Origin of the sequence: Pseudomonas sp. BP01, assembly GCF_022760795.1 — a bacterium.
In the GTDB taxonomy this organism is placed as follows: Bacteria; Pseudomonadota; Gammaproteobacteria; order Pseudomonadales; family Pseudomonadaceae; genus Aquipseudomonas; species Aquipseudomonas putida_Q.
Genome location: NZ_JAFBKA010000002.1, coordinates 172,409 through 198,326, shown reverse-complemented (window position 1 = coordinate 198,326; position 25,918 = coordinate 172,409). Strand labels below are relative to the sequence as shown.

General features: G+C 63.1%; 22 protein-coding genes. 10 read left to right on the top strand and 12 right to left on the bottom strand.

All coding sequences use genetic code 11. The annotated features are described in order from the left end of the window. The first annotated feature begins 188 nt into the window (after nucleotides 1-188). From JOY50_RS03000 to dsdC, 8 genes are all read left to right on the top strand, one after another. A complete protein-coding gene (locus JOY50_RS03000) occupies nucleotides 189-1,598 on the top strand; it encodes a circularly permuted type 2 ATP-grasp protein (protein WP_132840136.1) in 1,410 nt (469 codons plus the stop codon). A gap of 3 nt (nucleotides 1,599-1,601) precedes the next feature. Beyond that, complete coding sequence (locus JOY50_RS02995) at nucleotides 1,602-2,552, top strand: alpha-E domain-containing protein (protein ID WP_028613669.1); 951 nt, start codon at nucleotides 1,602-1,604, stop codon at nucleotides 2,550-2,552. After that, entirely contained in the window at nucleotides 2,549-3,328 is a 780-nt protein-coding gene (locus JOY50_RS02990; protein WP_132840133.1) for a transglutaminase family protein, read from the top strand. Before JOY50_RS02995 ends, JOY50_RS02990 begins: the two co-directional genes overlap by 4 nt. 73 nt (nucleotides 3,329-3,401) lie before the next feature. Further along, the gene (locus tag JOY50_RS02985; RefSeq protein ID WP_132840131.1) at nucleotides 3,402-4,124 is read left to right on the top strand and encodes a peptidase; all 723 of its coding nucleotides are present in this window, start codon (nucleotides 3,402-3,404) and stop codon (nucleotides 4,122-4,124) included. Nucleotides 4,125-4,343: 219 nt separating this feature from the next. Continuing rightward, a complete protein-coding gene (locus JOY50_RS02980; RefSeq protein ID WP_132840128.1) occupies nucleotides 4,344-5,480 on the top strand; it encodes an MFS transporter in 1,137 nt (378 codons plus the stop codon). Between the two features lie 139 nt (nucleotides 5,481-5,619). Continuing rightward, entirely contained in the window at nucleotides 5,620-6,963 is a 1,344-nt protein-coding gene (locus JOY50_RS02975; RefSeq protein ID WP_243054744.1) for a gluconate:H+ symporter, read from the top strand. Nucleotides 6,964-6,997: 34 nt separating this feature from the next. After that, nucleotides 6,998-8,347: a D-serine ammonia-lyase gene (locus JOY50_RS02970; protein ID WP_132840123.1), complete on the top strand. Its 1,350-nt coding sequence runs from the start codon at nucleotides 6,998-7,000 to the stop codon at nucleotides 8,345-8,347. Further along, on the top strand, nucleotides 8,344-9,258 hold the full coding sequence (dsdC, locus tag JOY50_RS02965) for a DNA-binding transcriptional regulator DsdC (RefSeq protein WP_243054743.1): 915 nt from the start codon (nucleotides 8,344-8,346) through the stop codon (nucleotides 9,256-9,258). Before JOY50_RS02970 ends, dsdC begins: the two co-directional genes overlap by 4 nt. Nucleotides 9,259-9,399: 141 nt before the next feature. On the opposite strand, the gene JOY50_RS02960 is transcribed toward dsdC, so the two are convergent. The 10 genes from JOY50_RS02960 to pedF form a co-directional block, all read right to left on the bottom strand. Continuing rightward, complete coding sequence (locus tag JOY50_RS02960; protein WP_132840941.1) at nucleotides 9,400-10,014, bottom strand: hypothetical protein; 615 nt, start codon at nucleotides 10,012-10,014, stop codon at nucleotides 9,400-9,402. A gap of 638 nt (nucleotides 10,015-10,652) precedes the next feature. Next, entirely contained in the window at nucleotides 10,653-12,323 is a 1,671-nt protein-coding gene (locus JOY50_RS02955; protein WP_243054742.1) for a NahK/ErcS family hybrid sensor histidine kinase/response regulator, read from the bottom strand. Then, a complete protein-coding gene (gene ercA / locus JOY50_RS02950) occupies nucleotides 12,307-13,470 on the bottom strand; it encodes an alcohol dehydrogenase-like regulatory protein ErcA (RefSeq protein WP_028613656.1) in 1,164 nt (387 codons plus the stop codon). The genes JOY50_RS02955 and ercA overlap by 17 nt, the downstream gene beginning before the upstream one ends. A gap of 142 nt (nucleotides 13,471-13,612) precedes the next feature. Next, on the bottom strand, nucleotides 13,613-13,684 hold the full coding sequence (gene pqqA / locus JOY50_RS02945) for a pyrroloquinoline quinone precursor peptide PqqA (protein WP_010455123.1): 72 nt from the start codon (nucleotides 13,682-13,684) through the stop codon (nucleotides 13,613-13,615). A 287-nt stretch (nucleotides 13,685-13,971) separates the two neighbouring features. Beyond that, nucleotides 13,972-15,492 carry an aldehyde dehydrogenase family protein gene (locus tag JOY50_RS02940; protein WP_132840116.1) on the bottom strand — a complete coding sequence of 507 codons (1,521 nt, stop codon included), beginning with the start codon at nucleotides 15,490-15,492 and terminating at the stop codon, nucleotides 13,972-13,974. A gap of 140 nt (nucleotides 15,493-15,632) precedes the next feature. Next, entirely contained in the window at nucleotides 15,633-17,420 is a 1,788-nt protein-coding gene (gene pedH / locus JOY50_RS02935; RefSeq protein WP_243054741.1) for a PQQ-dependent alcohol dehydrogenase PedH, read from the bottom strand. 165 nt (nucleotides 17,421-17,585) lie between these two features. Continuing rightward, nucleotides 17,586-18,518 carry a quinoprotein relay system zinc metallohydrolase 1 gene (locus JOY50_RS02930; protein ID WP_243054740.1) on the bottom strand — a complete coding sequence of 311 codons (933 nt, stop codon included), beginning with the start codon at nucleotides 18,516-18,518 and terminating at the stop codon, nucleotides 17,586-17,588. Nucleotides 18,519-18,558: 40 nt separating this feature from the next. After that, nucleotides 18,559-19,320, bottom strand: coding sequence for a quinoprotein dehydrogenase-associated SoxYZ-like carrier (locus JOY50_RS02925; RefSeq protein ID WP_132840109.1), 762 nt, complete (start codon nucleotides 19,318-19,320; stop codon nucleotides 18,559-18,561). A gap of 178 nt (nucleotides 19,321-19,498) precedes the next feature. Further along, nucleotides 19,499-20,374 (bottom strand): ABC transporter substrate-binding protein, encoded by an 876-nt coding sequence (locus JOY50_RS02920; RefSeq protein ID WP_132840106.1) that lies wholly within the window; start codon nucleotides 20,372-20,374, stop codon nucleotides 19,499-19,501. A 5-nt stretch (nucleotides 20,375-20,379) separates the two neighbouring features. Continuing rightward, on the bottom strand, nucleotides 20,380-20,841 hold the full coding sequence (gene pedF / locus JOY50_RS02915) for a cytochrome c-550 PedF (RefSeq protein WP_132840104.1): 462 nt from the start codon (nucleotides 20,839-20,841) through the stop codon (nucleotides 20,380-20,382). 254 nt (nucleotides 20,842-21,095) lie between these two features. On the opposite strand from pedF, the gene exaA reads away from it, so the two are divergent. Further along, nucleotides 21,096-22,991, top strand: coding sequence for a quinoprotein ethanol dehydrogenase (exaA, locus tag JOY50_RS02910; RefSeq protein WP_132840102.1), 1,896 nt, complete (start codon nucleotides 21,096-21,098; stop codon nucleotides 22,989-22,991). 173 nt (nucleotides 22,992-23,164) lie between these two features. After that, entirely contained in the window at nucleotides 23,165-23,824 is a 660-nt protein-coding gene (locus JOY50_RS02905; RefSeq protein ID WP_132840099.1) for a pentapeptide repeat-containing protein, read from the top strand. A 167-nt stretch (nucleotides 23,825-23,991) separates the two neighbouring features. Here the strand turns inward: JOY50_RS02905 and JOY50_RS02900 are convergent, their stop codons facing one another. Both JOY50_RS02900 and JOY50_RS02895 read right to left on the bottom strand, forming a co-directional pair. Continuing rightward, nucleotides 23,992-24,630, bottom strand: coding sequence for a response regulator transcription factor (locus JOY50_RS02900; RefSeq protein WP_132840097.1), 639 nt, complete (start codon nucleotides 24,628-24,630; stop codon nucleotides 23,992-23,994). Continuing rightward, nucleotides 24,630-25,904 carry a HAMP domain-containing sensor histidine kinase gene (locus tag JOY50_RS02895; RefSeq protein ID WP_138736535.1) on the bottom strand — a complete coding sequence of 425 codons (1,275 nt, stop codon included), beginning with the start codon at nucleotides 25,902-25,904 and terminating at the stop codon, nucleotides 24,630-24,632. Before JOY50_RS02895 ends, JOY50_RS02900 begins: the two co-directional genes overlap by 1 nt. Between the last annotated feature and the right edge of the window lie 14 nt (nucleotides 25,905-25,918).

Genomic DNA, 25,918 nt, shown 5'->3' with positions numbered 1-25,918 from the left:
CCCTACCTCCCCTTCCTTTCCCGCACTGGCATTTTCATTGCAAAGGCTGTTTGTGCCCAACGCACAGGCAATCAATCGCAACCGAGGCTTACGCCAGACACAGCACCCACTTACCCCAGCAAGGCAGCACCCTGAAATACGCAGATGAACCGCAATGAAGCTGCCGGCGACGGCGGCAAGGAGTGGGTATGTCCCGGGCTTTTTTCAATGAAATGTACGAAGCGAACGGCAGTTGCCGCCCGCATTACCAGGAGTTCGCCCGCTGGCTGGCAAACACCCCGCTGGAGCTGCTGGAGCAGCGCCGGCGTGAGGCCGATCTGCTGTTTCACCGCGCCGGCATCACCTTCACCTTGTACGGCGACTCACAGGACACCGAGCGCCTGATCCCCTTCGATATCATCCCGCGCAGCATCCGCGCCAGCGAGTGGCGCACGGTCGAGCGTGGCTGTATCCAGCGTGTGCAGGCCCTTAACCTGTTCCTGCAGGACATCTACCACGACCAGCGCATCCTCAAGGCCGGCATCATCCCGCCAGAGCAAGTACTGGCCAACGAGGGCTATCAGATCGCCATGCAGGGCCTGGACCTGCACCGTGGGCTGTACGCCCATATCGCCGGTGTCGACCTGGTGCGTGACGGCGATGGCAGCTACTTCGTACTGGAAGACAACCTGCGCACCCCCAGCGGCGTCAGCTACATGCTCGAAGACCGCAAGATGATGATGCGCCTGTTCCCCGAACTGTTTGCCGCCCAGCGTATCGCGCCCATCGACCATTACCCCAACCTGCTGCTGGACACGCTCAAGAGCGCCAGCCCGCTGGACAACCCCACCGCCGTGCTGCTCACCCCCGGCCGTTTCAACAGCGCCTACTTCGAGCATGCCTTCCTGGCCCGGGAGATGGGCATCGAGCTGGTCGAAGGCGCAGACCTGTTCGTGCGTGACGAGCATGTCTACATGCGCACCACGGCCGGCCCCCAGCAGGTGGATGTGATCTACCGGCGCCTGGACGACGACTACCTCGACCCGCTGTCCTTCAACCCCGACTCGACGCTGGGCATACCGGGGCTTATCTCGGTGTACCGCGCCGGCAATGTGGTGCTGGCCAACGCCGTCGGCACGGGCGTGGCAGACGACAAGTCGATCTACCCGTATGTGGACGACATGATCCGTTTCTACCTGAGCGAGGAGCCGATCCTCAACAACGTGCCGACCTGGCAGTGCCGCAAGCCTGCGGACCTGTCCCATGTCCTGGCCCACCTGCCCGACCTGGTGGTCAAGGAAACCCAGGGCTCTGGCGGCTATGGCATGTTGGTCGGGCCGGCATCGACCAGCGCCCAGATCGAAGACTTCCGCGCGCGTATCAAAGCCCGCCCGCACGCCTATATCGCGCAACCCACCTTGTGCCTGTCGACCTGCCCGACCTTCGTCGACAGCGGCATCGCGCCGCGCCACATCGACCTGCGCCCGTTCGTGCTTTCGGGCAGTGAAACGCGCCTGGTGCCTGGCGGCCTGACCCGCGTGGCGTTGCAGGAAGGCTCATTGGTGGTCAACTCGTCGCAGGGCGGCGGTACCAAAGATACCTGGGTGGTGGAGGACTGAACCATGCTTTCGCGAACCGCTTCCGACCTGTACTGGATGTCCCGCTACCTGGAACGCGCAGAAAACCTCGCGCGCATGCTCGAGGTCAGCTATTCGCTGTCGCTGATGCCCCAGGCCGGGCGCAGCGACGGGCATGCCGAGCTTGCAATGTCGCTGCTGGCCTCTGGCACGCTGGACGACTACATCCGCCGGCACACCGAACTCGACCCCGAGCGCATGCTGCACTTCTTCGCCCTCGACGCGACCAACCCCAGCAGCATCTATTGCTGCCTGCAGGCCGCCAGGACCAATGCCCATGCAGTGCGCGGCCGGATCACCGCCGACATGTGGGAGAACATCAACGCCACCTGGATCGAAATGCGCAACATCGCCAGCAATGGCCTTGGCCGCTATGGCATCAGCCAGTTCTGCGACTGGGTCAAGGAACGCTCGCACCTGTTCCGCGGCGCCACCTCTGGCACCATCATGCGCAACGATGCCTACAGTTTCATCCGCCTGGGCACCTTCCTGGAGCGGGCGGACAACACCCTGCGCCTGCTCGATGCGCGCTACGAAATGTTCGGCGAGGCTTCCGAAGAGGTCAGCGACAGCTCCGCCCGAGGCTATTACCAGTGGAGCGCCTTGCTGCGCGCGCTGACCTCGTATGAAGCCTTCAACGAGCTGTATCGCGCCGCGCCCAGTGCCCGGCCAGTGTCCGAGCTGCTGCTGTTGCGGGTGGACGTGCCGCGCTCGCTGCATGCCTGCATCGAGGAGCTGGACCTGATTCTGGCCGGCCTGCCGGGCAGCAGCGGCCGCGCCGCCCAGCGCATGGCCGCCGAACTGAACGCGCGCCTGCGCTACACCGCAATCGACGAAATACTCGACGCCGGGCTGCACCCTTGGCTAAGCGACTTCATCGGCCGCATCAACCAGCTGGGCCAGGCCGTCCATCACTCCTACCTGGAGGTCGTATGAAACTGTCCATTCGCCACGACACCACTTACAGCTACGCCAGCGACGTGAGCAACAGCATTCAGCTCCTGCGCCTGACACCGCGCAGCAGCGAACGCCAGCGCATCGATGAATGGCAACTGGACCTGCCTTGCAAGGTAAAGGGCCAGATCGATCCTTATGGCAACATCCTGCATGTACTGACCCTGGACAAACCCCATGGCCACCTGGCGCTGACCGCCCGCGGCCAGGTCGAGATCGACCCGGACTGCGAACACGAAGTCGAGAGCCAGTCCCCCCTGCCGTTCCTGCGCGGCAGCCACCTGACCCAGGCCGATGACGCACTGATCGCGTTTGCCGCCCGGCAATGCGGCAGCCACCGCGACCGCGCAGCGCTGATCGCGCTGATGCAAGGCCTGGCCGCACACATGCCCTACAGCCCAGGGGCCACTTCGGTGGGCACCACGGCCATCGAAGCGTTCAGTGGTGGTGCAGGCGTGTGCCAGGACCACACCCACGCCTTCCTGGCCTGCGCACGCAGCCTTGGGGTACCGGCACGCTATGTGTCTGGTTACCTGTGCACCGAGGACGAACAGCACCTGGCCAGCCATGCCTGGGCCGAGGCCTGGGTCGACGACGCCTGGTACAGCTTCGACATCACCAACCGCCTGACACGCCCGGAACGTCACCTGAAGCTGGCAGTCGGCCTGGACTACCTGGACGCCTGCCCGGTCAGGGGCGTACGCCGCGGCGGTGGCGCCGAAGCGATGCAGGCCAGCGTCCACGTGCATCGCCAGTGACGGGTTTGCTGCAGGCCGGTCTTGCCGCGCGGGTGCGGCAAGACCACTCCATACGCAACACAAGGGAAACCGCATGACTTACTGTGTCGCCATGCACCTGGAGGACGGGCTTGTCTTCATCAGCGACTCGCGCACCAACGCCGGCATCGACCAGATCTCCACCTTTGCCAAGTTGTTCGTCTTCAGCGTGCCGGGCGAGCGTCTGATCGTGCTGCAGACCGCCGGCAACCTGGCGACCTCGCAGTCGGTGGTGAACCTGCTGCGCCAGCGTACCCAAGGCAGCGGCTCTCATCTGCTGAACGTTGCCACGCTCTACGATGCAACGGTGCTGGTTGCCGACACCCTGCGCGAAGTGGTCAGCCGAGACCGCAGCAAGCTTACGGCCGACATCGACCTGAGCAGTTCATTCATTGTTGGCGGCCAGATAGCCGGCGGGCCCATGGCCATCTACAACGTCTACGCGCAAGGTAATTTCTTCCAGGCCACGCCGGACACCCCATTTCTGCAACTGGGTGAAAGTAAATACGGCAGGCCAATACTCGACCGCAACCTGGATTACCGCACGCCGCTCGAAGAAGCGCTGCGCTGCGGTCTGATTTCGTTCGACTCCACCATCCGCAGCAACCTGTCGGTGGGCATGCCGCTGGACTTGCTGGTGTACCGCAATAACAGCCTGGAAAGCATGACCCGCCAGCGCATCAGCAGCGAAGATGCCTATTACCAGCAGATTCGCAGGCAGTGGAGTGACGGTCTGAAAACCCTGCTGGCCGAACTGCCAGCGCCGCCTTATGGCTGAATGAGCAAACTGCTCAGATCCTCTGGTGCCTGTACCGGCCTCTTCGCGGGCTCGCCCGCTCCCACAGGATCATCACAATCTTGAATATTTGCACAGTACCTGTGGGAGCGGGCAAGCCCGCGAAGAGGCCATTACAGGCAACACGTCAGTGAAGCCAATGTGCAATGTTCGAGACTCTGTGGGTTATCCTGCCCCCCTCACCCCTGTCACGAGACTGTCATGTCGTCCGCTGCCACACCGGTGCAAACCCACCGCGCCGACCAAGACTCCCGCAATGCGGCCCAGGTGCTCAGCCTGTGCCTGCCCAGTGACGTACTGCTCTACCTGCTGCTGCCGATGTACGCAGCCGATTTCGGCGTGACCCTGGTCGAGGCTGGCATTCTGCTTGCGGCCAACCGCCTGGTGCGCATCATCGGCTACGGGTGGGTAGTGCGCTTCTACGCCCGCCAGGGTGACCGCGCGGCCTGCAGCCTCGCCGCCTTCGCCGCCGCGGTGTGTGCACTGGGCAACGCGGTGCTGACCGGTTTCGCCGCGCTGCTGGTGCTGCGCCTGGTCTGGGGCCTGTGCTTCGCCACCTTCAACCTCAGCACCCAGACCCTCGCCACCGCTGAAGCACAAGGCGCGGCGCGGCGTGCCGGGCGTTCGCGGGCGAGCATTTCCATCGGGCCAATGCTGGCCCTGCCGCTGGGTGCGCTGATGGCCCAGGCCTACGGCCCGCGCAGTGTGTTCTTCGTGCTCTGCATCAGTGCCCTGTTCGGGCTGTGGCGGGCGCGTGCCCTGCCCAGCACTGGCCACCCGGTCGCCAGCCGGGGTGGCCGGCGCCTGCGCCTGCCAGACAGCATCGCCACCTGGTCGTTCATCGAAGGGGTGACCCTGGACGGCCTGTTCATCTTCGGCCTCTCGCTTTACGCACAAACCCACCTGGGTGAGTCCGGCGTGCTGGCAGCGGGTGTGCTGATGGCGGTGCGCTACCTCAGCGAAATGCTCTTCAGCCCCTTCGGGGGGCGCCTGGCCGACCGTTTCGGGGCGCTGCGCATGCTGGTAGTGCTGTCACTGGCAACGTCCATGGCGCTGCTGCTGTTCGGCAGCCACTGGCTGTTCATCGGCGCCTTCTTCGTGCTGTTGCTGCGCGCCCTGCAACTGCCGCTGGTGATGACCCTGGTCGCCATGCGCAACCCGCAACAACGCATCCAGGCGCTGGCTGGCAACGCCGTATGGCGCGACATCGGCGCCGGGCTCGGGCCGATGCTTGCGGGGGTATTGCTGCCGCAGGTACCGGCGATCTGGGCCTATGCCGGGGCGGCACTGGCGGTTGCGGTGGCAGCGTTGAATTGTGCCTGGTCGGCGCGGCATTGAGCGCGGGCGCCATGCATGACATGGGCTCACCTATGGGGTGAGGAGTGATCGTTTGAGTCGATCAAATCGCTGAAATCTAATGGGTGCAAACCAACAAGAAGCTCGCACGGAAGCGATCAGCGATAGAGAAAACCACACGATGACTCCAACGTTCTCATTACTCGTCCTTGGCACTGCGATACTCCTGATCGTCGTCATGATCAGCAAACTTAAAGTACACCCCTTTCTGGCCTTGATGGCCGCAAGCCTGGTGGTCGGTGTCGGCACTGGCATGGCGCCCACGGCAATCGTGACGGCATTCGAGAAAGGCATGGGCAGCACGCTGGGCTTTCTTGCCGGCATCATCGGCCTGGGCAGTATCCTCGGCAAACTGCTGGAGGAATCCGGAGGCGCCAGGCGCATCGCCACCACGCTGCTGAACAGGCTGGGGGAACGCAATGCCTCGTGGGCAATGATGCTCGTCGGCTTCATCGCCGGCATCCCGGTATTCTTCGAGGTCGGCTTCGTCCTGCTGATTCCGTTGATCTACGTGGTGGCACGGCAAACCCGCATCAGCATGCTGTACCTCGGCGTGCCGCTGGCCACTTCGCTGATGGTGGTGCACTGTATTCTCCCGCCACACCCAGCCGCCACAGCCATCACCGGCATGCTCAATGCGGATATCGGTACTGTCATCCTGTACGGCCTGATCGTTGGCCTTCCGACCGCTATCATCGCGGGCCCGGTGTGGGTTCGCTTCACCTGTAGCCGTGAAGCTGGCGAATCCCAGCAGGCCTTCCTGTCTGCACGCACGGTAGCCCAAGCAGAAGAACAGGCAATGCCCGCATTTGGCATCACACTCACCACCGTACTGCTACCACTGGTGTTGATGGTCGGCAAAACGTTGGCCGTCACGGTCCTGGACAAGGGCTCTGCGCTGTACGAATGGGTGGCCTTCCTGGGCAGCCCACTGATTGCCCTGACGCTGTCGGTGGTGTTCGCCTACTGGGCGCTGGGCTTGCGTCGCGGCCTGGATATGGTGCACCTGCTGAGCCTGACCCAGCGCTGTTTCCCTCCCCTGGCCGGCATTCTGCTGATCATCGGTGCCGGCGGTGCCTTCAACGACATGCTCGTGGGCAGCGGCATCGGCAAGGCACTGGCCGATGTGCTGAACCAGACGCAGCTCAACCCGATCATCCTCGCCTGGTTGATCGCCGGGATCATGCACTTTGCCGTCGGCTCGGCCACCGTCGCGATGATCAGCGCGGCCGGCATGGTAATGCCGATCCTTGGCCAGCACCCTGAATACAACCGGGAAATCCTGGTGATCGCCATCGGTGCGGGCGCCATCGGCTGGACCCACATCACCGACTCGGCGTTCTGGATGGTGAAGGAATACCTGGGCCTTTCCCTGAGTGATGCACTGAAGAAGTTCACTGCCGCTACAGTGCTGGCCTCGGTAGTCGCCTTGTGCCTGACCCTGCTCCTTTCGAAGATTGTCTGATCTACTCTGCACATACCGCACTACAGGTGAAATCATGATTCACGGAAAAACCCTGGAAGCCTGGCAACAAAGCCACCCGATCATCGCCGAGCTGGTTGCACTAAAACAAACCAGCTGGTTCAACCCTGGTATCGCCAAGGCTGCAGAAGCCCTGCACGATGTGGGCCTGACGGCTGCCGATGTGCAAGCGACCAGCGCCCGGCTGCAGCGGTTCGCGCCTTACCTGGCCACCGTGTTCCCCGAAACGGCAGCGGCCGGTGGGGTCATTGAGTCGCACATCACCCCGCTGCCAAAGCTGCGCCAGCTGCTTGTCGAGGAGGGTTCGCTGCAGAACGTGGGCAGCTTGTGGCTCAAGGCTGACAGTGACTTGCCTATCTCCGGTTCGATCAAAGCGCGGGGCGGCATCCATGAAGTGCTCAAGCACGCCGAGGACCTGGCCCTGCAAGCCGGCCTGATCACGCCATCGGATGACTACACCAAATTGGCAAGCGACCAGGCCCGCGCCTTCTTCAGCCAATACAAGATCGCCGTGGGTTCGACCGGCAATCTGGGGCTGTCGATTGGCATCATGAGCGCCAAGCTGGGCTTCCAGGTGAGCGTGCACATGTCGTCTGACGCCAGGCAATGGAAGAAGGACAAGCTGCGCGCCAACGACGTAACAGTGGTAGAACACGCCTCTGACTACAGCGTGGCGGTCGAGCAAGGTCGCCAGCAGGCGGCTTCAGACCCCAGCTGTTACTTTGTCGACGACGAAAACTCCCCACAGCTGTTTCTCGGCTATGCCGTGGCCGCCGAACGGCTGGCGCGGCAATTCGAGCAGGCGGGTATCCAGGTGAATGCAGATCACCCGTTGTTCGTGTACCTGCCGTGCGGCGTAGGGGGCGGCCCAGGCGGTGTTGCGTTCGGGCTGAAGCTGGTATTCGGCGATGCGGTGCACTGCATCTTTGCCGAGCCCACCCACTCCCCCTGCATGCTGCTGGGTGTCTATACCGGCCTGCACGATGAAACCAGCGTGCAGGACTTCGGCATCGACAACATCACCGCCGCCGACGGCCTGGCGGTCGGGCGCCCATCAGGGTTTGTCGGCAAAGCCATGCAGCGCCTGATCGATGGTTACTACACCGTGACTGACGAAGAACTGTACCGCTTGATGGTCATCGCCCATGAGCAGGACAGGGTCAAACTGGAACCCTCTGCCCTGGCCGGCGTACCCGGTATGCTGCGGGTACTGCAAGCAGGCGAGTACCTGGCTCGCCAGGGCTTTACCCCCACCCAGCTGCAGCAGGCTACCCACCTGGTCTGGGGAACGGGTGGCAGCATGGTGCCGGACGATGAATTCAACGCTTATCTGGCGAAAGGGCGTAGCGTGCAGGCGGCGCCGTGAAACTCAATGGCTCGCACCTGGGCAGCCTGCATGTCTTTCTGGTGGCGGCACGGCACTTGAGCTTCTCGCGCGCCGCCGACGAGCTGTGCCTGACGGCCAGTGCCGTGAGCCATCGCATCAATCGCCTGGAAGATGAGCTGGCGCTCAAGCTGTTCCACCGCATGCCGCGCAAGGTCAGCCTCACCGAAGACGGCGAGCGCCTGTTCGCGGTCATGCAACGGACCATGGATGAGTTAAGCGAGGCCGTGCAGGAACGTGCTCACGCCGAAATCGCCGGCCAGTTGACGCTGTATGTGCGCCCGTCAGTCGCACAGTGCTGGCTGGTGCCGCGGCTGGCGCAGTTCACCGCCCGCTACCCTGATATCCAGCTGGATATCAGGGTGGGCAACGAGAGCATCGATTACCGCACACGCAAGATCGACCTGGTCCTGTGTTATTCGGATGGCCATCACCCGGGGTTGCAGAGCATCCACTTGATGGACGAGCGGATCGCCCCGGTGTGCTCCCCCCGTTACGCAGAAACCCATGCATTGACCGGTGACCTGCACCTGCTGGATCAATGCACCGCCTTGCATGACGTAGCGGCCTGGGACAACGCTGCATTCGATGCAGAATGGCAGCTCTGGGCCGACACCACAGGTGCGGGTATCAGCCTTTCGCGCCGATTCCTCACATTCGATCGCTCCGACCTGTGCACGCTCGCCGCGCTGAATCACGTAGGCATCGCCATTGGCCGCGAACAGCTGGTCAAGGATCGCATTGCACGAGGTGAGCTCGTTTTGCCGTTCGGTGGTTTCGTCGACACCCCCAACTATGGCTATTACCTGGTCTACCCGCATCATGACCCGATGCCCAAACGCCTGCAGGTGTTGATCGACTGGCTCGTGAAAGAAGCCTGCACTGACCTGTAGGAGCGGTCAGTGCAAGCCCAAGGACTGGCTGAGGAACAAACGGGGCCAGTTCAGCCTGTGTCATGTCCAAAGCCTCAACAACGCCGCGAACCCGCGTTACAGGTTCGCAGCGTTCTGCGTTCACAGCCGTGGCTCAGGCTATCAGCAAGGAATGCCCGCCAGCGGCCAGACAGGTGCTTGCGTCGCTTTGGCCATAGTGCGTTTTCGCGCCCACTGGGTCAGTGCGGCCATCAGGGCAAAGCCGAGCAGGATCATGACGGGATAGGCCAGCAGCAACTCGGTCAGCGAATACTTCCAGGCCAGCGGCCGACCGACACCCAACATTGCCGCATATAACCAGGAAACACCGGACAACGCGCCGGAGAACAGTGCAAACATGCGCACGCCGAAATTCAGGTCAAGCAAAGAGCCCGCCTTGAGTAAAGCCGGCAAGACATAACGGTGCAACAACATGCCATTGAATGTCAGCAACAGGACAATAATAACTTTGGCGTGAAGTTTCGGATTGGCAAAGTAACTCATGCCTTTTTCAAGGTAGTCGATACCGATGACGGCAGCCCCGGTGAGCCACAAGAACATCAAGGCGTTCGTTACAGACTTCTGCAAACGTGCCATATGCCTACCGTCATGCCCAGCCTGTTGATGACCCTTCAACAAGTCCCTGACCATCTCGGCATCGCTGGCAAACACCAGCCCGATGGCAACGCAGCAGGCCAGCAAATGAACATAAATAACCGACAACCGCACCAGCTCCATGGATTCTTTCTGCCCGAACAGGCTAATAATTGTATTAAACTCCACGTCGAATTCTCCACGTAATGCATTAGCGCTAGCGGGCCTTGCTACAGGCGTGCGAACGGCGCGGTCGCAGCGGCAAGAGCCCATTCATATCGTTAATTGAAACAGCGGATTAAAACTTGAATACACAGCGGCTCAACCGTTGAGCCTCGGTTTGGCATAGGCGTTACTCCATAATCAAAGATAATAAAAATGCCCATGTGCATCCCTGCGGCGCACATGAGTTTTAAGGTTGATCACTTCCTGAAAGGTGCGAGGTGCAGTTCATGCGAATACACCTGCTGGCAAATATGAGCCATCAACAGGGAAATCGTTCATTTCTTGAGCAAAAGCACCGACCAGCGGCATTTAAAGCAGCATTAGTTAGTTTGCTAACTTCTTGCAAGCTGACCGAACGGTAAAGTTTTCTGGTCACTGGATCCAAACTTCGCAACGGGCCTTCACGGCTCTACTCCGTTGTTCGCAGGGCAACTCCAAATCAGCGGGGGGTGTACAGCGCCACCCCACTTCATCTTTTCCCGGGCCAGCCCGCTCTTAAAGGTACAGCGCAGGCTTCAGGCAAAGCAGTAACTGCGCCCCCGATGAGCCCTGCGCAATCAATGCTCCTGCAGCAACTGGCTCAATACCGCGCGTAATTTCCCAGGCTTGACCGGTTTGTTCAAAAGCGGCGCCCCCAGTTTCTGCAAGCCCCGCCGGCATTGATCGCTGCGGTCGGCGGTAATGATCACCGCAGGTATGGCAACCGCAAAATGCTCACGCAAATACCTGACCACCTCGCAACCCACCACGCCATGGTCCAGGTGGTAGTCGGCCAGGATCAATTCCGGGGCCCGCCCCTGCAAGGCCAGCAAGGCGCCTGCCTGATCGGTCGCGGTCACCACTTCGCAGCCCCACTGCCCAAGCAACGCGCCCATGCTCTCGAGGATGCTCACTTCGTTGTCCAGTACCAACAGGCGGCGGCCCGGCAACGGGTTGCCGACGCTTGGCAGCGGCACAACCTGGTGAGCGGGCAGCGGCACTTCTTTACCCAGCGGGACCTCGATGCTGAACACCGAGCCACGCCCCGGCCACGAACGTACCTCAATCCGGTAGCCCAGAATCTTGGCAATCCGCTCGACGATGGCCAACCCCAGCCCCACGCCCTTGCGATCCGCTGCGCGGCCGACGTCCAGTTGGTTGAACTCAAGGAAAATCGCCTGCAACCGGTCCTCGGCAATACCCCGCCCGGTATCCCACACTTCCAGCCGCAAATGGCCACCCCGGCGCCTTGCCCCCAGCAAGATCCGGCCTTCGTCGGTGTAGCGGCAGGCGTTGCTGAGGAAGTTGCGCAGGATACGGGTCATCAGCCGCAGGTCAGTGCTGATGGCACAGTCCGGGATGCGCGCATGCAACTTGAGGCCTTCCGCATCGGCCACCGAGCGGAACTCCGAGACCAGTGGTGCGAACAACTCGTCGAGGCGGTACACGGCCACATCCGGCTTCACCGCTGCCTGGTCGAGCCGGGAAATGTCCAGCAGGTCGGTCAGCAGGTCTTCGGCGCCCTCCAGGGCCTGGTGGGTACGCTCCACCAGCACGTGCTCGGCGTGTGGCAATGGCCGCTCGCGCAAGGTGGCGATCAGCAGGCGGGCGGCGTTCAGCGGTTGCAGCAGGTCATGGCTGGCAGCGGCCAGGTATTTGTCCTTGCTGCGGTTGGCAGCCTCTGCGGCGTCGCGGGCCTCCAACAATTCATCGGTACGCGCAGCGACCCGTTGCTCCAGTTCGTCATTCAGCTGTTGCAGGCGTTGCTGGGCCTGCTTGCGTTCGGTGATGTCGGCGACAAAACCCTCCACCAGCCCTTCCTGCCCAGGCTTGAGCAGCAGGTTCATCAGCACATCGAGGTGGCTGCCGTCCTTGCGTCGCAAGCGGGTTTCGTAGCCGTGCAGGCTGCGCTCACGGGCGAGGATTGCGGTAATCGCCTGCAACTCCTCGGCACCGCCGTCAAACAGGTTGGCGGCCAGGTCCGTCAGGGAAAACAGCACCGCTTGCGGGTCTTCGTAGCCGAGCATGCGCGCCAGCGCCGGGTTGGCGGCACGCATACCGTCTTGCAGGCTGGCCTGGAATATCCCGTGCACGGCGTTTTCGAACAGCCATTTGTAACGGTTGCGTTCGGCTTCCAGTTCGTCCAGGCGGGCCGCCAGCTCTGGGTAATGGCTTTTGCGGGCCGAGTGGTCGCCCAGCCCCAACAGCCCGGCCAGTGCCCGCTGCTGTTCTTCAGAGGGCCTCGCCATAAACCACCTCGACATCACGCTGGCTTGACGCACGGGGGTTGGTGAGGATGCACGGGTCGCCCATCGCATGGTGCGACAGGAAGGGGATATCGGCAGTGCGTACCCCGTGCAGCCCCAGGGTTTCATGGAAGCCGATGGCGTGCTTCAACGCGATCAGGTGCTCCACCAGGCGCCCGCAGATCTGCCGGTGGTTAAGGCCGCGGCAATCAATACCGAACACCTCGGCAATCACTTTGAAACGCTCCGGCGCCGAGCTGTAGTTGAACGCCACCACGTGCTCCACCAGCACGGCGTTGCACAGGCCATGGGGCAAGTCGAGGAAGCCGCCCAGGCTGTGGGACATGGCGTGAACTGCGCCCAGAATCGCATTGGAGAACGCCAGCCCCGCCTGCATGCTGCCCAGCATGATCTTTTCGCGCAGGGCGATATCGGACGGGTTGGCAATCATCTGCACCAGGTTGCCATTGATCAGGCGCATGGCTTCGAGCGCGTGAGGGTCGGTCAGCGGGCCGTGACCGGTTGAGACAAAGGCTTCGATGGCGTGCACCAGCGCATCAATGCCGGTGCAGGCCGACAGGAACGGGTCCATGCTCAGGGTGGTTTGCGGGTCGATCAGCGACACGTCCGGCACCACCGCCTTGCTGACGATGGAGAACTTCATGCGTTCCTGCTGGTTGGAGATGATCACGAACTGCGACACGTCCGCCGAGGTACCGGCCGTGGTCGGGATCAGTATCAGCGGCGGGCTGGGCACGCGGATCATGTCCACGCCTTCGAATTCGAGGATGCTGCGCCCATGGGCCACGACGATACCGATGGCCTTGCCGCAATCCATCGGGCTGCCGCCGCCGACGGCGACGATCACATCGCAGTGGTTCTGCCGGTAGATCTCGGCGCCGAGCATCACCTCTTCGACCCGCGGGTTGGGCGACACGGCCGTATACAGGCAGTAATCGATGCCCTGGGCCTGCAAGCTGGCCTCCACGTCCGCCACCCAGCCGGCGGCGATCACGCCCGGGTCGCTGACCACCAGCACCTTGCGGGCACCGAAGGTTTTCGCGTAATTGGCGACGTTATGCCGGCAGCCGGCACCAAAGATGATTTCAGGCGATACGAACTTGCGAAGCGGGCTGAAACTCTGGCTCATTGGCAAGCCTGTTCTTATTGTTCTGGAAGGTAACCGCCAGCGTAAAGCATCCCGCAGCGAAAGCAACCAGACCAATGAGCAGCACTGGCTCAGCCACGGGCAAACAGAGGAACCGGCCACCGTAACGATGGCCGGGGGCACATCAACGATTGGCGAAATACATCGTCACTTCAAAGCCGATGCGCAGGTCGGTAAAGGCGGGTTTATTCCACATGGGCAGTCCTCTTCTTGTGCCGGGGGAGTCCGGTAGATGCATTAATGCACGGGGGGCGCCAGGGCCGAATGCTACTTTGGAAGGAACTTGCGGGGTGCGTTGGTAGGGCTTGGACGATATCCAATATCTGCGCAATACCTGTAGGAGCGGCCTTGTGTCGCGAAAGGGCTGCGCAGCAGCCCCGGCGATGTTTGTATCACCGCTGAAACCGTGGGGCTGCTATGCAGCCCTTTCGCGACACAAGGCCGCTCCTACAAGGGCTTTGTCAACTCATGCAGTGATGTGAATCAGAAGAAACCCAGCGGGTTGATGTCGTAGCTTACCAACAGGTTCTTGGTCTGCTGGTAGTGGTCGAGCATCATCTTGTGGGTCTCACGGCCCACGCCAGACTTCTTGTAGCCGCCAAACGCTGCGTGCGCCGGGTACAGGTGGTAGCAGTTGGTCCACACGCGGCCGGCCTTGATGCCGCGGCCCATGCGGTAGGCGCGGTTGATGTCGCGGGTCCACAGGCCGGCGCCCAGGCCAAACTCGGTGTCGTTGGCAATTGCCAGCGCTTCGGCTTCGTCCTTGAAGGTGGTCACGCCCACCACCGGGCCGAAGATTTCTTCCTGGAACACACGCATCTTGTTGTTGCCTTTGAGCAGGGTCGGCTGGATGTAGTAGCCGCTGGCCAGGTCGCCTTGCAACCGCTCGGCACTGCCACCGGTGAGCAGCTGCGCGCCCTCCTCCCGGGCAACCTGCAGATAGGAAAGGATCTTGTCGTACTGCTGCTCCGAGGCCTGGGCACCAACCATGGTATCGGTGTCCAGCGGGTTGCCCCGCGTTATCTTGGCGATCTTCTTCATCACCTCGGCCATGAATGGCTCGTAGATCGATTCCTGGATCAGTGCCCGTGACGGGCAGGTGCACACCTCGCCCTGGTTGAAGAACGCCAGCACCAGGCCCTCGGCGGCCTTCTCGATGAACGCGGGCTCGGCCTGCATGATGTCTTCGAAGAAGATGTTCGGCGACTTGCCGCCCAGTTCGACGGTGGACGGGATGATGTTCTCGGCCGCGCACTTCATGATGTGCGAACCCACCGGGGTGGAGCCGGTGAACGCGATCTTGGCAATGCGCTTGCTGGTGGCCAGCGCCTCGCCGGCCTCACGGCCGAAGCCCTGGACGATGTTCAACACGCCGGCCGGCAGCAGGTCGGCAATCAGCTCGGCAAAAATGGTGATCGACAGTGGCGTCTGCTCGGCCGGCTTGAGCACCACACAGTTGCCGGCGGCCAGGGCCGGGGCAAGCTTCCAGGCGGCCATCAGCAGCGGAAAGTTCCACGGGATGATCTGCCCAACCACGCCCAGCGGCTCATGGATGTGATAAGCCACGGTGCCTTCGTTGATTTCGGCCGCGCCGCCCTCCTGGGCACGGATGCAACCGGCAAAATAGCGGAAGTGGTCCGCTGCCAGCGGCACATCGGCATTGAGCGTTTCGCGCACCGCCTTGCCGTTGTCCCAGCTTTCGGTGACGGCCAGCACTTCCAGGTTCTGTTCGATACGGTCGGCAATCTTCAGCAGCACCAGGGCGCGGTCTTGCACCGAGGTCTTGCCCCAGGCTTCGGCGGCTGCATGCGCGGCGTCCAGGGCGCGGTCGACGTCCTGGGCAGTGGAACGCGGGAATTCGGCAATCGGCTGGCCATTGACCGGCGAGCTGTTGGTGAAGTACTGGCCAGCCAACGGTTGCACGAACTCGCCATTGATGAAGTTGCCATAACGTGGCTTGAAGGACACGACGGCGCCTGGGGTTCCGGGTTGTGCGTAGATCATGCTGAGCCTCTGCGGGTCGATGCCTGTCCCACGACAGGCGATGGACCGATGGTAAAAAGCCCCGCGTGCCAGGCGAATGCATCGTTGGCAGCGGGGCTCTCGTCATTTGGTAGTACGGCCGCTTGCCTCAGGCCACTGCTTTACGGCTTGGCGCTTGCCGTTTGCCGCAGCTGCTTGGGTAGCTTGAAGGTCCAGAGCATGCCGCCCTGGTTGAAGTCCTTGACCCGCTTGGCCACTTCGCCACCCCACAGCGGCACCGCGCCGCCCCAGCCGGAGACCACCGACACGTATTGCTCGCCGTCCATTTCCCAGGTCACGGGCGAGCCAAGCACACCGGAGCCGGTCTGGAATTCCCAGATCTTGTCGCCGGTCTTGGCGTTGAAGGCCTGCAGGAAGCCTTCCGGCGTGCCGGTGAACACCAGGTTGCCCTTGGTAGTCAGCACCCCGCCCCACAGCGGCGCGTAGTTCTTGTGCCGCCACACTTCCTTGCCACTGATCGGGTCGATGGCACGCAGCACGCCGATGTAGTCTTCGTTGAGCGGCTTGATGGTGAAGCCGGCGCCGAGGAACGCCGCGCCTTTCTTGTAGGCGATGCCTTCGTTCCAGATGTCCATGCCCCACTCGTTGGAGGGCACGTAGAACAGCCCGGTGTCCTTGTTGTAGGCCATCGGCATCCAGTTCTTGGCGCCGAGGAAGGCCGGGGCGACGAACACCGAACTGCCCTTGGCCTCGCTGCCGGGTGCGCCCGGGCGGCTGGCGTCGTTGTAGATCGGCCGACCGTCCTTGTCCAGGCCGGTGGCCCAGGTGATCTTGTCGACGAAGGGGAAGCCGCGAATGAACTTGCCGTTGGTGCGGTCCAGCACGTAGAAGAAGCCGTTGCGGTCGGCCGTGGCGGCGGCCTTGACCTCCTTGCCGCCATCCTTGTAGTTGAACGAGATCAGCTCGTTGACGCCGTCGAAGTCCCAGCCGTCATGCGGCGTGCTCTGGAAGTGCCACTTGATGGTGCCGTCGTCCGGGTTCAGCGCCAGGCGCGACGAGGAATACAAGTTGTCACCGGGGCGCAGGTGCGAGTTCCACGGTGCCGGGTTGCCGGTGCCGAACAGGATCAGGTTGGTTTCCGGGTCGTAGTAACCGCCCAGCCAGGGCGCAGCGCCGCCGGTCTTCCACAGGTCCCCGGGCCAGGTCTTGCCCGCCTCGCCGCCGGAAATACCGTTTTCGATGGCCTTGCCGTCCTTGTACACGTAGCCCATGTGCCCTTCCACGGTGGGGCGCATCCACAGCAGCTCGCCGTTTTCCGGGTTGTAGGCCTGGATCTTGCCCACCACGCCGAACTCGCCACCGGCGACGCCGGTGATCAGCTTGCCGTTGACGATCATGGGCGCAGCGCTGATGGAATAGCCTTCCTTGTGGTCGGCCACCTTCTTGCTCCAGACCACCTTGCCGGTGTCCTTGTTCAGGGCCACCAGCTTGGCGTCCAGGGTGCCGAAGAACACCAGGTCGCCGTACAGCGCCACGCCGCGGTTGATCACGTCGCAGCAGGGGCGGATGTCATCCGGCAAGCGTGCATCGTATTGCCACAGTTTTTTGCCGGTGCGCGCATCCACGGCAAACACCCGCGAGTAGGAACCGGTCAGGTACATCACCCCGTCCTTGATCAGCGGCTGGGCCTGCTGGCCGCGTTGCTTTTCACCCCCGAAGGAGAACGCCCAGACCGGCCGCAGTTCCTTGACGTTGTTGGCATTGAGCAGGTCCAGCGGGCTGTAGCGCTGGCCCTGCACACCCAAGCCATTGGTCACGATCTGCTGCGGGTTCTTCGGGTCCTGGAGGATTTCTTCATTGCTGACAGCGGCGTGGGCCGCGCCGGCAAGCAGCATGGCGCTGAGCACCAGGCTCACGGCGAACAAGGGGCGACGCGGGGATCGGGTCATGACGGCTACCTTTGGTTTTTTTGTTGTGCCCGGGAAAATTTCCCGGTGTGCCGGGAATTCTTGGTCCCGACCCGGTTGCCAACAATTGCCCGCAGTGCGGAGTTTTCTAGTTCCTTGGTACAGGGCCGGGTCCCCAAGACATGCGCGATTCCTTTGGGGGTCGCGTCAGGGGTTGGCGTCGACGCGCTGGAGTTGTTGGCGTTCGTAGCGGGGATACAGATGGCTGACACTGCGAATCAGCTCATAACGGGTCAGGCTGATCCCGGCAAAGCGTTCTGGGATGGGGCTGCGGATCATCTCGGCCATGTCGTCGCCGCGCGCCGCGCCGTCGCGCATCAGCCCGTCCAGCCAACCCAGGTAATCACGCATCTGGGCAAACGGCCGGGCATCGCTGGCCACCGGCCCGTGCCCGGGCACAAGCAGCTTCCAGGGCAAGGCTTGCAGGGTGTCCAGGTCCTTTTGCCACACCTCCAGCCCCGGGCTGTTGGGGGTGGTCAAGGCACGCTCGTAGAACACCAGGTCGCCAGCGAACAGCACGCCGGTCTTCTCATCCAGAATCGCCAGGTCGGCGCCGGTATGCCCGCCTAGCTCCAGCAACCGCAGTCGGTGCCCGCCCACCTCGTGGACACCAGGCTGCAATACCCGGGTCGGCAGCACCACTTCGGTGCCGCGCATCCAGTCGCCAACCAGGCGGTACATGTTCTCGGCCATGGCCTCGCCCTGCTGGCGCAGCAAGTCGTTGGTACCGGCCAAAGCGCCGATAGGCACATCGGCAAACGCCTGGTTGCCCAGCACATGGTCAGGGTGATGATGGGTCAGCAGCACTTCCAGCACCGGCTTGTCGGTGGTGGCTGCAATGGCATGGCGCAACGCATCGCCGTAGCGTTTCGACGGCCCGCTGTCGATCACCACCACGCCGCTGTCGGTGACGATGAACGCGGTATTGACGATATTGCCGCCATTGGCCTTGGCGAAGTTGTCGGTGCTGCCCTCCAGCAGCCAGGTGCCCTCGGCGATCTGCCGGGGCACAAGCCGATAGTCCAGGTCTGCCTGGGCCGGCAGCCCCAGGCACAGCAGCAACAGCATCATCCAACGCATGAAGAGCGCCTCTGGTCAGGGGTGAAATCGGGCAATGTGCTCAGGGCACTGCCGCTTCGAACTGGTTGCCGCTGTTGTCCTGCAACAGCAGCCGGGTCGACCCAGCGCCCTGGATATCGAAACCCAGGTTGGGGTTTTCGCTGACAGCCGGGTACAGCTCTAGGCTGGCCAGGCGCTGGCCGTTCGCGTCTTGCAACTCGGCATGGTTGAGGAAGAACTCGGGAATACCGCTGACCAGCCCGTTGTCCATCGGGTGGGCCACCTGCAAGCGCAAGCGGCTGCTGTCGCCGCGCGGGTAGCGCCCGCCCAGCACTTCACCGAGGTGTTCTTCCCAGCCGGGTTGGGTGCGCACCACGCTGGGCGCGGTACAGCCGCCGCCGGCGGCATCGATCAGGGTCGAGCCGACGTGCCACAGGCCGTCGCGTGTCAGCACAGCGGCGCGCAGCGGGGTGGCCTGTTCGATGCGGATGCGGATCGACAACCAGGGCAACACGCGCTCGCCGGGCTGAAAGTCGACAATGCGCGGCAATGGGTTGAGCTCGGCCCAGGCGATTATCCGCACCACCTCGCCAGCGAATGCCCGGGCGTCGATCTCCAGCGGCACCTGCCGTGCGTCCTCGGCAAAGGGCGGCGCCAGCAGCTTGACCCGGTCATCGAAGACGAACGCGGCCTGGCCCAGCAGCTGCTTGTGGTAGAAGCCCCACATCACCGAGGGCACCGGATCCGTCTGGGGGGCTGGGGTGGCAGCCTGGGCTGACCAAGGTATCCAGCAGGCCAGCAGGAAAGTCGCTTTCAAGTTCATGATCCGCTCCCATGGATCAACACAGGATCTTCAGGGGTACCAAGGCCACTGTGGGAGCGGGTTCACCCGCGAAGAATCCGACGCGGTGCATGGCACCGGCTTCGCCGGTGTTCGCGGGTGAACCCGCTCCCACAGGGGGTTGTGTTGCCTGCGCGAATCCGCGGGCCTGGGCAATTTGTTACTGATACATCTCAGGAACCTCGTAACGCAGGCCGTAAGCGGCATACATCGCCTTGAGCCGGCCATCGCGGATCATCGCCTCAAGGGCCTCCTCCACGGCATAGGCCAGCTGACGGTTGCTTTCATGGACGGCCATGCCGATTTCCCAGGCCTGCTTGCCCAGGTTGGGGTAGGCGTTTTCCGCCAGGGCCAGTTGCGAGTCGGCAGCCTGGTACAGCTGCCAGTCGACTTCGCCGCGCATCGCCATCACTGCGTCCACCTGGCCAGCCTGCATGGCGCTGAACGCCTGCTGCACGCCGGGGTAATGGTGGGTTTTGGCACTGAGCATGCCGTTGAACACCGAGGTCAGGTAGAAAGACGGCACGCTATCAACCTCGACCCCGATAGGGTGCTGCTGGAACACAGCCACACTGGCCACCGACTTCAGACGACGCTGGTCGTAGGCCACCTGCCAGCGCTCTTGCTGATAAGGGCCGAACATCACCACTTGGGCGTTTTCCAGCTCACCCAGTTCGTTACGCTTTTGTGCATAGGCTTGGTCGTAGGGCACCCGCATCATCAGGTCGGCCAGCTGCTGGTGGCGCAGCGGGCTGCCGCGCCAGATATAGTCGCGCAGGTCGTCGTCAAGCTTTTCCCCGGGCGGTGCCCAGATCAGTTGCAAGCGTACCCCCAAGGCCGAGGCCAACGCCTGCGCCAGCTCTACATCGACACCGCGGGGCTTGCCCTGGTCCTCGAAACTGTAGGGCGCGAAATCCTTGTACACCGCCACTTTCAGCTCGCCGGCGGCGATGATCGCGTCGTAGTTGCGTACCTGCGCCTGGGCCGTCGCGCAGCACAGCAGCAGGCTACAAAACAGCACGGCAAACAGACGCATGGCCGTCACTCCTCGACGTGCACGCTGTCCAGGTAGGTGCGCACCGCCCACAGGGCTTCCTGGCTGAGGTAGTCGGCCATCTTCGGCATGTATACCCGGCCATCACGGACCGCGCCGTGGCGTACCCGCTCGACAAACCATTCATCCCCGGCGTCACCGGCATCGAGCATGCGCAGGTCGGGGGCGATGCCACCGGACTTGGCCTCCAGGCCATGGCAGGCAGCGCAGTTCTGGTTGTAGGCCGAGGCGCCGATTTCCACGGCCTTGTCGTGCTCGGGCGAGCTGCGGTAAGGGTTTACTGCCGCCCAGCCGTCGCCGTCCAGGCTTACGCCTGCGTCCTTGATCGGGGTCAGGCCCTTGGTCTCCACCGCCTGCGGCACTACGTTGCCATGGGCCCAGGCCGTACCGGTCAGCACCGCCGCCGCCAGCAGCCCTGCAGCAACCAACACATTGCGTTTTGTTGTCATTGTTATGCCCTCACCATTGCACGCAAAGCCTCAACCACAGAGGCCGTGCCGCCATCTTAGAAACAGCCTGCGGGCGCTCGAATGCTGCTTTGGTGGCCGGGCCTTACTCCCTTGGTAGTAGGGCTTGTGGCGAAGGGCGAATTGAGGTGCCATTCGGGAACTCTTCCCGGCAAGGGCGGGACTTTTTCCGTATCCCGCAACAGCGCCCCCGCCCCACCCTGTGCAGGCCAAAACCTCCACTGGGAACTGCAACCATGACAATAAGATCGCTACCCGCCCTTTCCCCTCTGGCCTTGAGCGTGCGCGCCCTGCTACTGGCCGGTAGCCTGGCCTTGGGCAACGTGGCAACAGCGGCCACCCCACCTGCTGCACCTGCCGGCAAGAGCGTCACCTGGGAAGACATCGCCAACGACCACCTGACCACCCAGGACGTGCTGCAGTACGGCATGGGCACCAACGCCCAACGCTGGAGCCCACTGGCCCAGGTCAATGACCAGAACGTGTTCAAGCTGACCCCGGCCTGGTCCTACTCCTTCGGCGACGAGAAGCAGCGCGGCCAGGAGTCCCAGGCCATCGTCAGCGACGGCGTGGTCTACGTCACCGGCTCGTACTCGCGGGTATTTGCCCTCGATGCCAAGACTGGCAAACGCCTGTGGACCTACAACCACCGCCTGCCCGACAACATTCGCCCGTGCTGTGACGTGGTCAACCGCGGGGCGGCAATCTACGGCGACAAGATCTACTTCGGCACCCTCGACGCACGGCTCATCGCCCTCGACAAGCACACCGGCAAGGTGGTGTGGAACAAGAAGTTCGGCGACCACAGCGCCGGCTACACCATGACTGGCGCCCCGGTGCTGATCAAAGACAAGACCAGCGGCAAGGTGCTGCTGATCCATGGCAGCTCCGGCGATGAGTTCGGCGTAGTCGGCCAGCTGTTCGCCCGCGACCCGGACACTGGAGAAGAGGTGTGGATGCGGCCCTTCGTCGAAGGCCACATGGGCCGCCTGAACGGCAAGGACAGCACCCCGACCGGCGACGTCAAGGCGCCGTCCTGGCCAAACGACCCGACCACCGAAACCGGCAAGGTCGAAGCCTGGAGCCACGGCGGCGGCGCCCCTTGGCAAAGCGCCAGTTTTGATGCCGAGACCAACACCATCATCGTTGGCGCTGGCAACCCTGGCCCCTGGAACACCTGGGCGCGCACCTCCAAAGATGGCAACCCCCACGACTACGACAGCCTCTACACCTCGGGCCAGGTCGGTGTCGACCCCAGCACCGGCGAGGTGAAGTGGTTCTACCAGCACACGCCAAACGATGCCTGGGACTTCTCCGGCAACAACGAGTTGGTGCTGTTCGACTACAAGGGCAAGGACGGCAAGGTGGTCAAGGCCACCGGGCACGCCGACCGCAACGGCTTCTTCTACGTGGTGGACCGCAACAACGGCAAGCTGCAGAACGCCTTCCCGTTCGTCGACAACATCACCTGGGCCAGCCATATCGACCTGAAGACCGGGCGCCCGGTAGAAAACCCCGGCCAGCGCCCGGCCAAGCCGCTGCCTGGTGAAACCAAGGGCAAACCGGTGGAAGTCTCGCCGCCGTTTCTGGGTGGCAAGAACTGGAACCCGATGGCCTACAGCCAGGACACCGGCCTGTTCTACATCCCGGGCAACCAGTGGAAAGAGGAATACTGGACCGAGGAAGTGAACTACAAGAAGGGCTCGGCGTACCTGGGCATGGGTTTCCGTATCAAGCGCATGTACGACGACCATGTCGGCACCTTGCGCGCCATGGACCCGAGCACCGGCAAGCTCGTGTGGGAGCACAAAGAGCACCTGCCGCTGTGGGCGGGCGTGCTGGCAACCAAGGGCAACCTGGTGTTCACCGGCACTGGCGACGGCTTCTTCAAGGCCTTCGACGCCAAGACGGGCAAAGAGTTGTGGAAGTTCCAGACCGGCAGCGGCATCGTCTCGCCGCCCATTACCTGGGAGCAGGACGGCGAGCAGTACATCGGCGTGACCGTGGGCTACGGCGGCGCCGTGCCGCTGTGGGGCGGCGACATGGCCGAGCTGACCAAGCCAGTGGCTCAGGGCGGCTCGTTCTGGGTATTCAAGATCCCGAGCTGGGACAACAAGACTGCGCAGCGTTGACTGCCTGAGGTAAAGCGTTACTGGGGCTGCTTTGCAGCCCATCGCCGGCAAGCCAGCTCCCACACTACGGTGCAGATCTCAAGGGCTGTGCAGTCCCTGTAGGCGCTGGTTTGCCGGCGATGGGCCGCAACGCGGCCCCGCAACTGCCCTGTTCCAACTGAGAGCCTTTCGCCATGAACTACCTGCCATTTGCCTTGCTGTTGGTACTGTCCCCTGCCTTGGCCGTGAGTGCCGACGACGATGGCAACGATGCCCCCTTGACCATCAATGGCTGCGTCATTGCCGAAGCCAGCCAGTGCCCGGGGGCCAACCTGCGCGGTGCAAACCTGGCCAACCAGGACCTGCGCAAGATGAACCTGGCCGGCGCCGACCTGCGTGATGCCGACCTGCGCCATGCCCGGCTGGACCTGGCCAACCTGGAAAAAGCCCGGCTGCAGGGCGCCAACCTGACCCGCGCCAGCCTGCAACAGAGCAACCTGCGTGTGGCTGACCTAAGCAACAGCAAGCTGGTGGCCATTCAGGGCTGGGGCTTGTTCGCCCAAGGGGCACAGTTTGAAAAGGCCGACCTCAGTGCAGCCTACTTGCAGTTCGCCAGGCTGTCCGGGGCGAAGCTGCAGCAGGCCCACTTGCAGGCGGCGGACCTGGAGATGGCCTGGCTGAGCAAGGCTGATCTGCAAGGGGCCAACCTGAGCGATGCCAACCTGCAAGAGGCCAAGTTTGGCCAGAGCAACCTGGCGCATGCCGATTTGCGCGGGGCGCGGCAGCATTACGGGAATTTCCAGGAGGCCAACATGGAGGGGTGCAAGGGGTGCCCGGATACATGGGACAACTGATGGCTTGCGCGAACCCCTTGTAGGAGCGGCCTTGTGTCGCGAAAGGGCCGCAAAGCGGCCCCGACAATGCTGCAGCAAAGCAAAGATACCGGGGGCGCTTCGCACCCCTTTCGCGACACAAGGCCGCTCCTACAATCATCTGCGCAAGCCCAGGATCGCAGTACACCTCACCCCGCCACCCGCACCACCCCCAGGTTGATGCCCAGGTGCACCAGCTCGGCATGCGAGCTAACCTGCAACTTGCTCTTGAGCAAGGTCAAATGATTGGACACAGTCTTGGAGCTGATGCACAGCTGCTCGGCAATCACCCGCATCGGCGTACCTTTGGCCAGCATCGTGAAAATCTCCAGTTCACGCTGGGTCATGCGCTGCAAGCGCGGGTCGCTGGTGCTTTGTTGCGACATGCACGCCAACTGCGTAGCCAAGGGCTGTTCGATGTAGGCATGCCCGGCCAACACCCGTTGCACCGCCTCGATCAACACCTCGGGCGCCGAGTTCTTGGTCAGGTAGCCCGAAGCCCCCGCCTCCAGCGCCTGGCGCACCAGCGGCAGCTCGTCGTGCATGCTGAAAAACAGCACCCGTAGCTGAGGCAGGCGCTGGCGCAGGCGGCGGGTGGTTTCCAGGCCGCTGATACCCGGCAGGCCGAAGTCCATGATCACCAGGTTCGGCACTTGCTCCTGAACACGGGCCAAGGCCTCTTCACCACTGGCGGCCTCACGCACCTGCATCGCCGGCAACACCGTGCGCAGCAGGCTGGCATAGCCCTGGCGGACCACAGCATGGTCATCGACCAATACGATATTCATCACACCTCCTTGGGAATGTTCAGGGCCAGCGCCCAGCCGCCACCCGGGCGGCTCAAGATGTGTAGCTCCCCCCCAAGGCTGCGGGCACGCTCGGCCATCGAGTGCAGGCCTACCCCTGGGCGCTGGGGCGGGTGCGCACCGCGGCCATTGTCGCGAATGAACAGGCGCAAACCCTTGGCACTGCGCTGCAGGCGCACCCGCACCTGGCTGGCGCCGGCATGTCGGGCGACGTTGGTCAGCGCCTCTTGCAGCAAGCGGTACAAGTGCGTTCTGCTCGCCCCGGGCAGCGCCGGCAAGTGCTCGCCAACCCGCAGCCGGCATTCGATGCCCTGGCTGGCCTGCCACTGGCTCACCAGCAGGCCGAACGCCTCGGCCAGCGGCATGTAGTGCAGCGCCACCGGATACAGGTTGTGCACCAGGGCGCGAAAACCTTGCTGGAGGCGCTCGCAATTGAGTTCGAGGTCGTGCGCCGTCTGTGTCACCACCGCAGGTTGCTCGGCCACCATACGCAATAGACAGAGCTGGGCACGAATACCTGCCAGGTATTGCCCCAGGTCGTCGTGCAGCGCCTGCGCCAGCTGGGTACGCTCTTGCTCCTGTGCTGCTAGCAGTGCCTGGGTCAGCTGCGCATTGTCGGCCCGGGCCTGCTCCAGCGTCGCGGTCATATGGTTGAAGTACGCCGCCAGCTGGCGTGCCTCCGGCAGGCCCGCCTCGCGCAAGCGCGCAGTCAACTGCCCGCCCGAAACCTGGCGCAAGGCGCACAGCAGTTCATCCAGCAGGCCCATGGCGCGCCGTACCGCCCAGCGGATGGTCAGCAAGCTCAGCAGCAAGGCCAGGCCACACAGGCCAAGCAGTTGCTGCAGGGAGTCCCAGACTTCGTCGATCTCATCCCGCGGATCGACAGCGATCAACACCCGGCGCCCGTCATCCAGGTCCAGCAGCCGGCTGTTGCTGTGGCGCTCGCCAAACAGCTGGCGGCCCAACCAGGCATCCAGGCCGGTCTGCGCCGGTAGCCGCAGCGCTTCACCCGCCGCCAGCCAATGCACCCGCACATGGCGCAGGCTCTGGGTCAGCCGGGGTTGCAGGCTTGCCGGGTCGCGTTCGGCAGTGTCACCAAGGTACGCCACCACAGCTTCGGCAGACTGCAGCTCACGCTCGACATCAGCCACTGCCTGGTGCAACAGCACGCCGGCACAGGCCAGCGTCACCAGGGCGAAACAGAGCGTGACCCAAAGGTTGATCCGCCACAGGGCCGACAGGTTGACAAGGCGCACAGGTGATTCTCCTC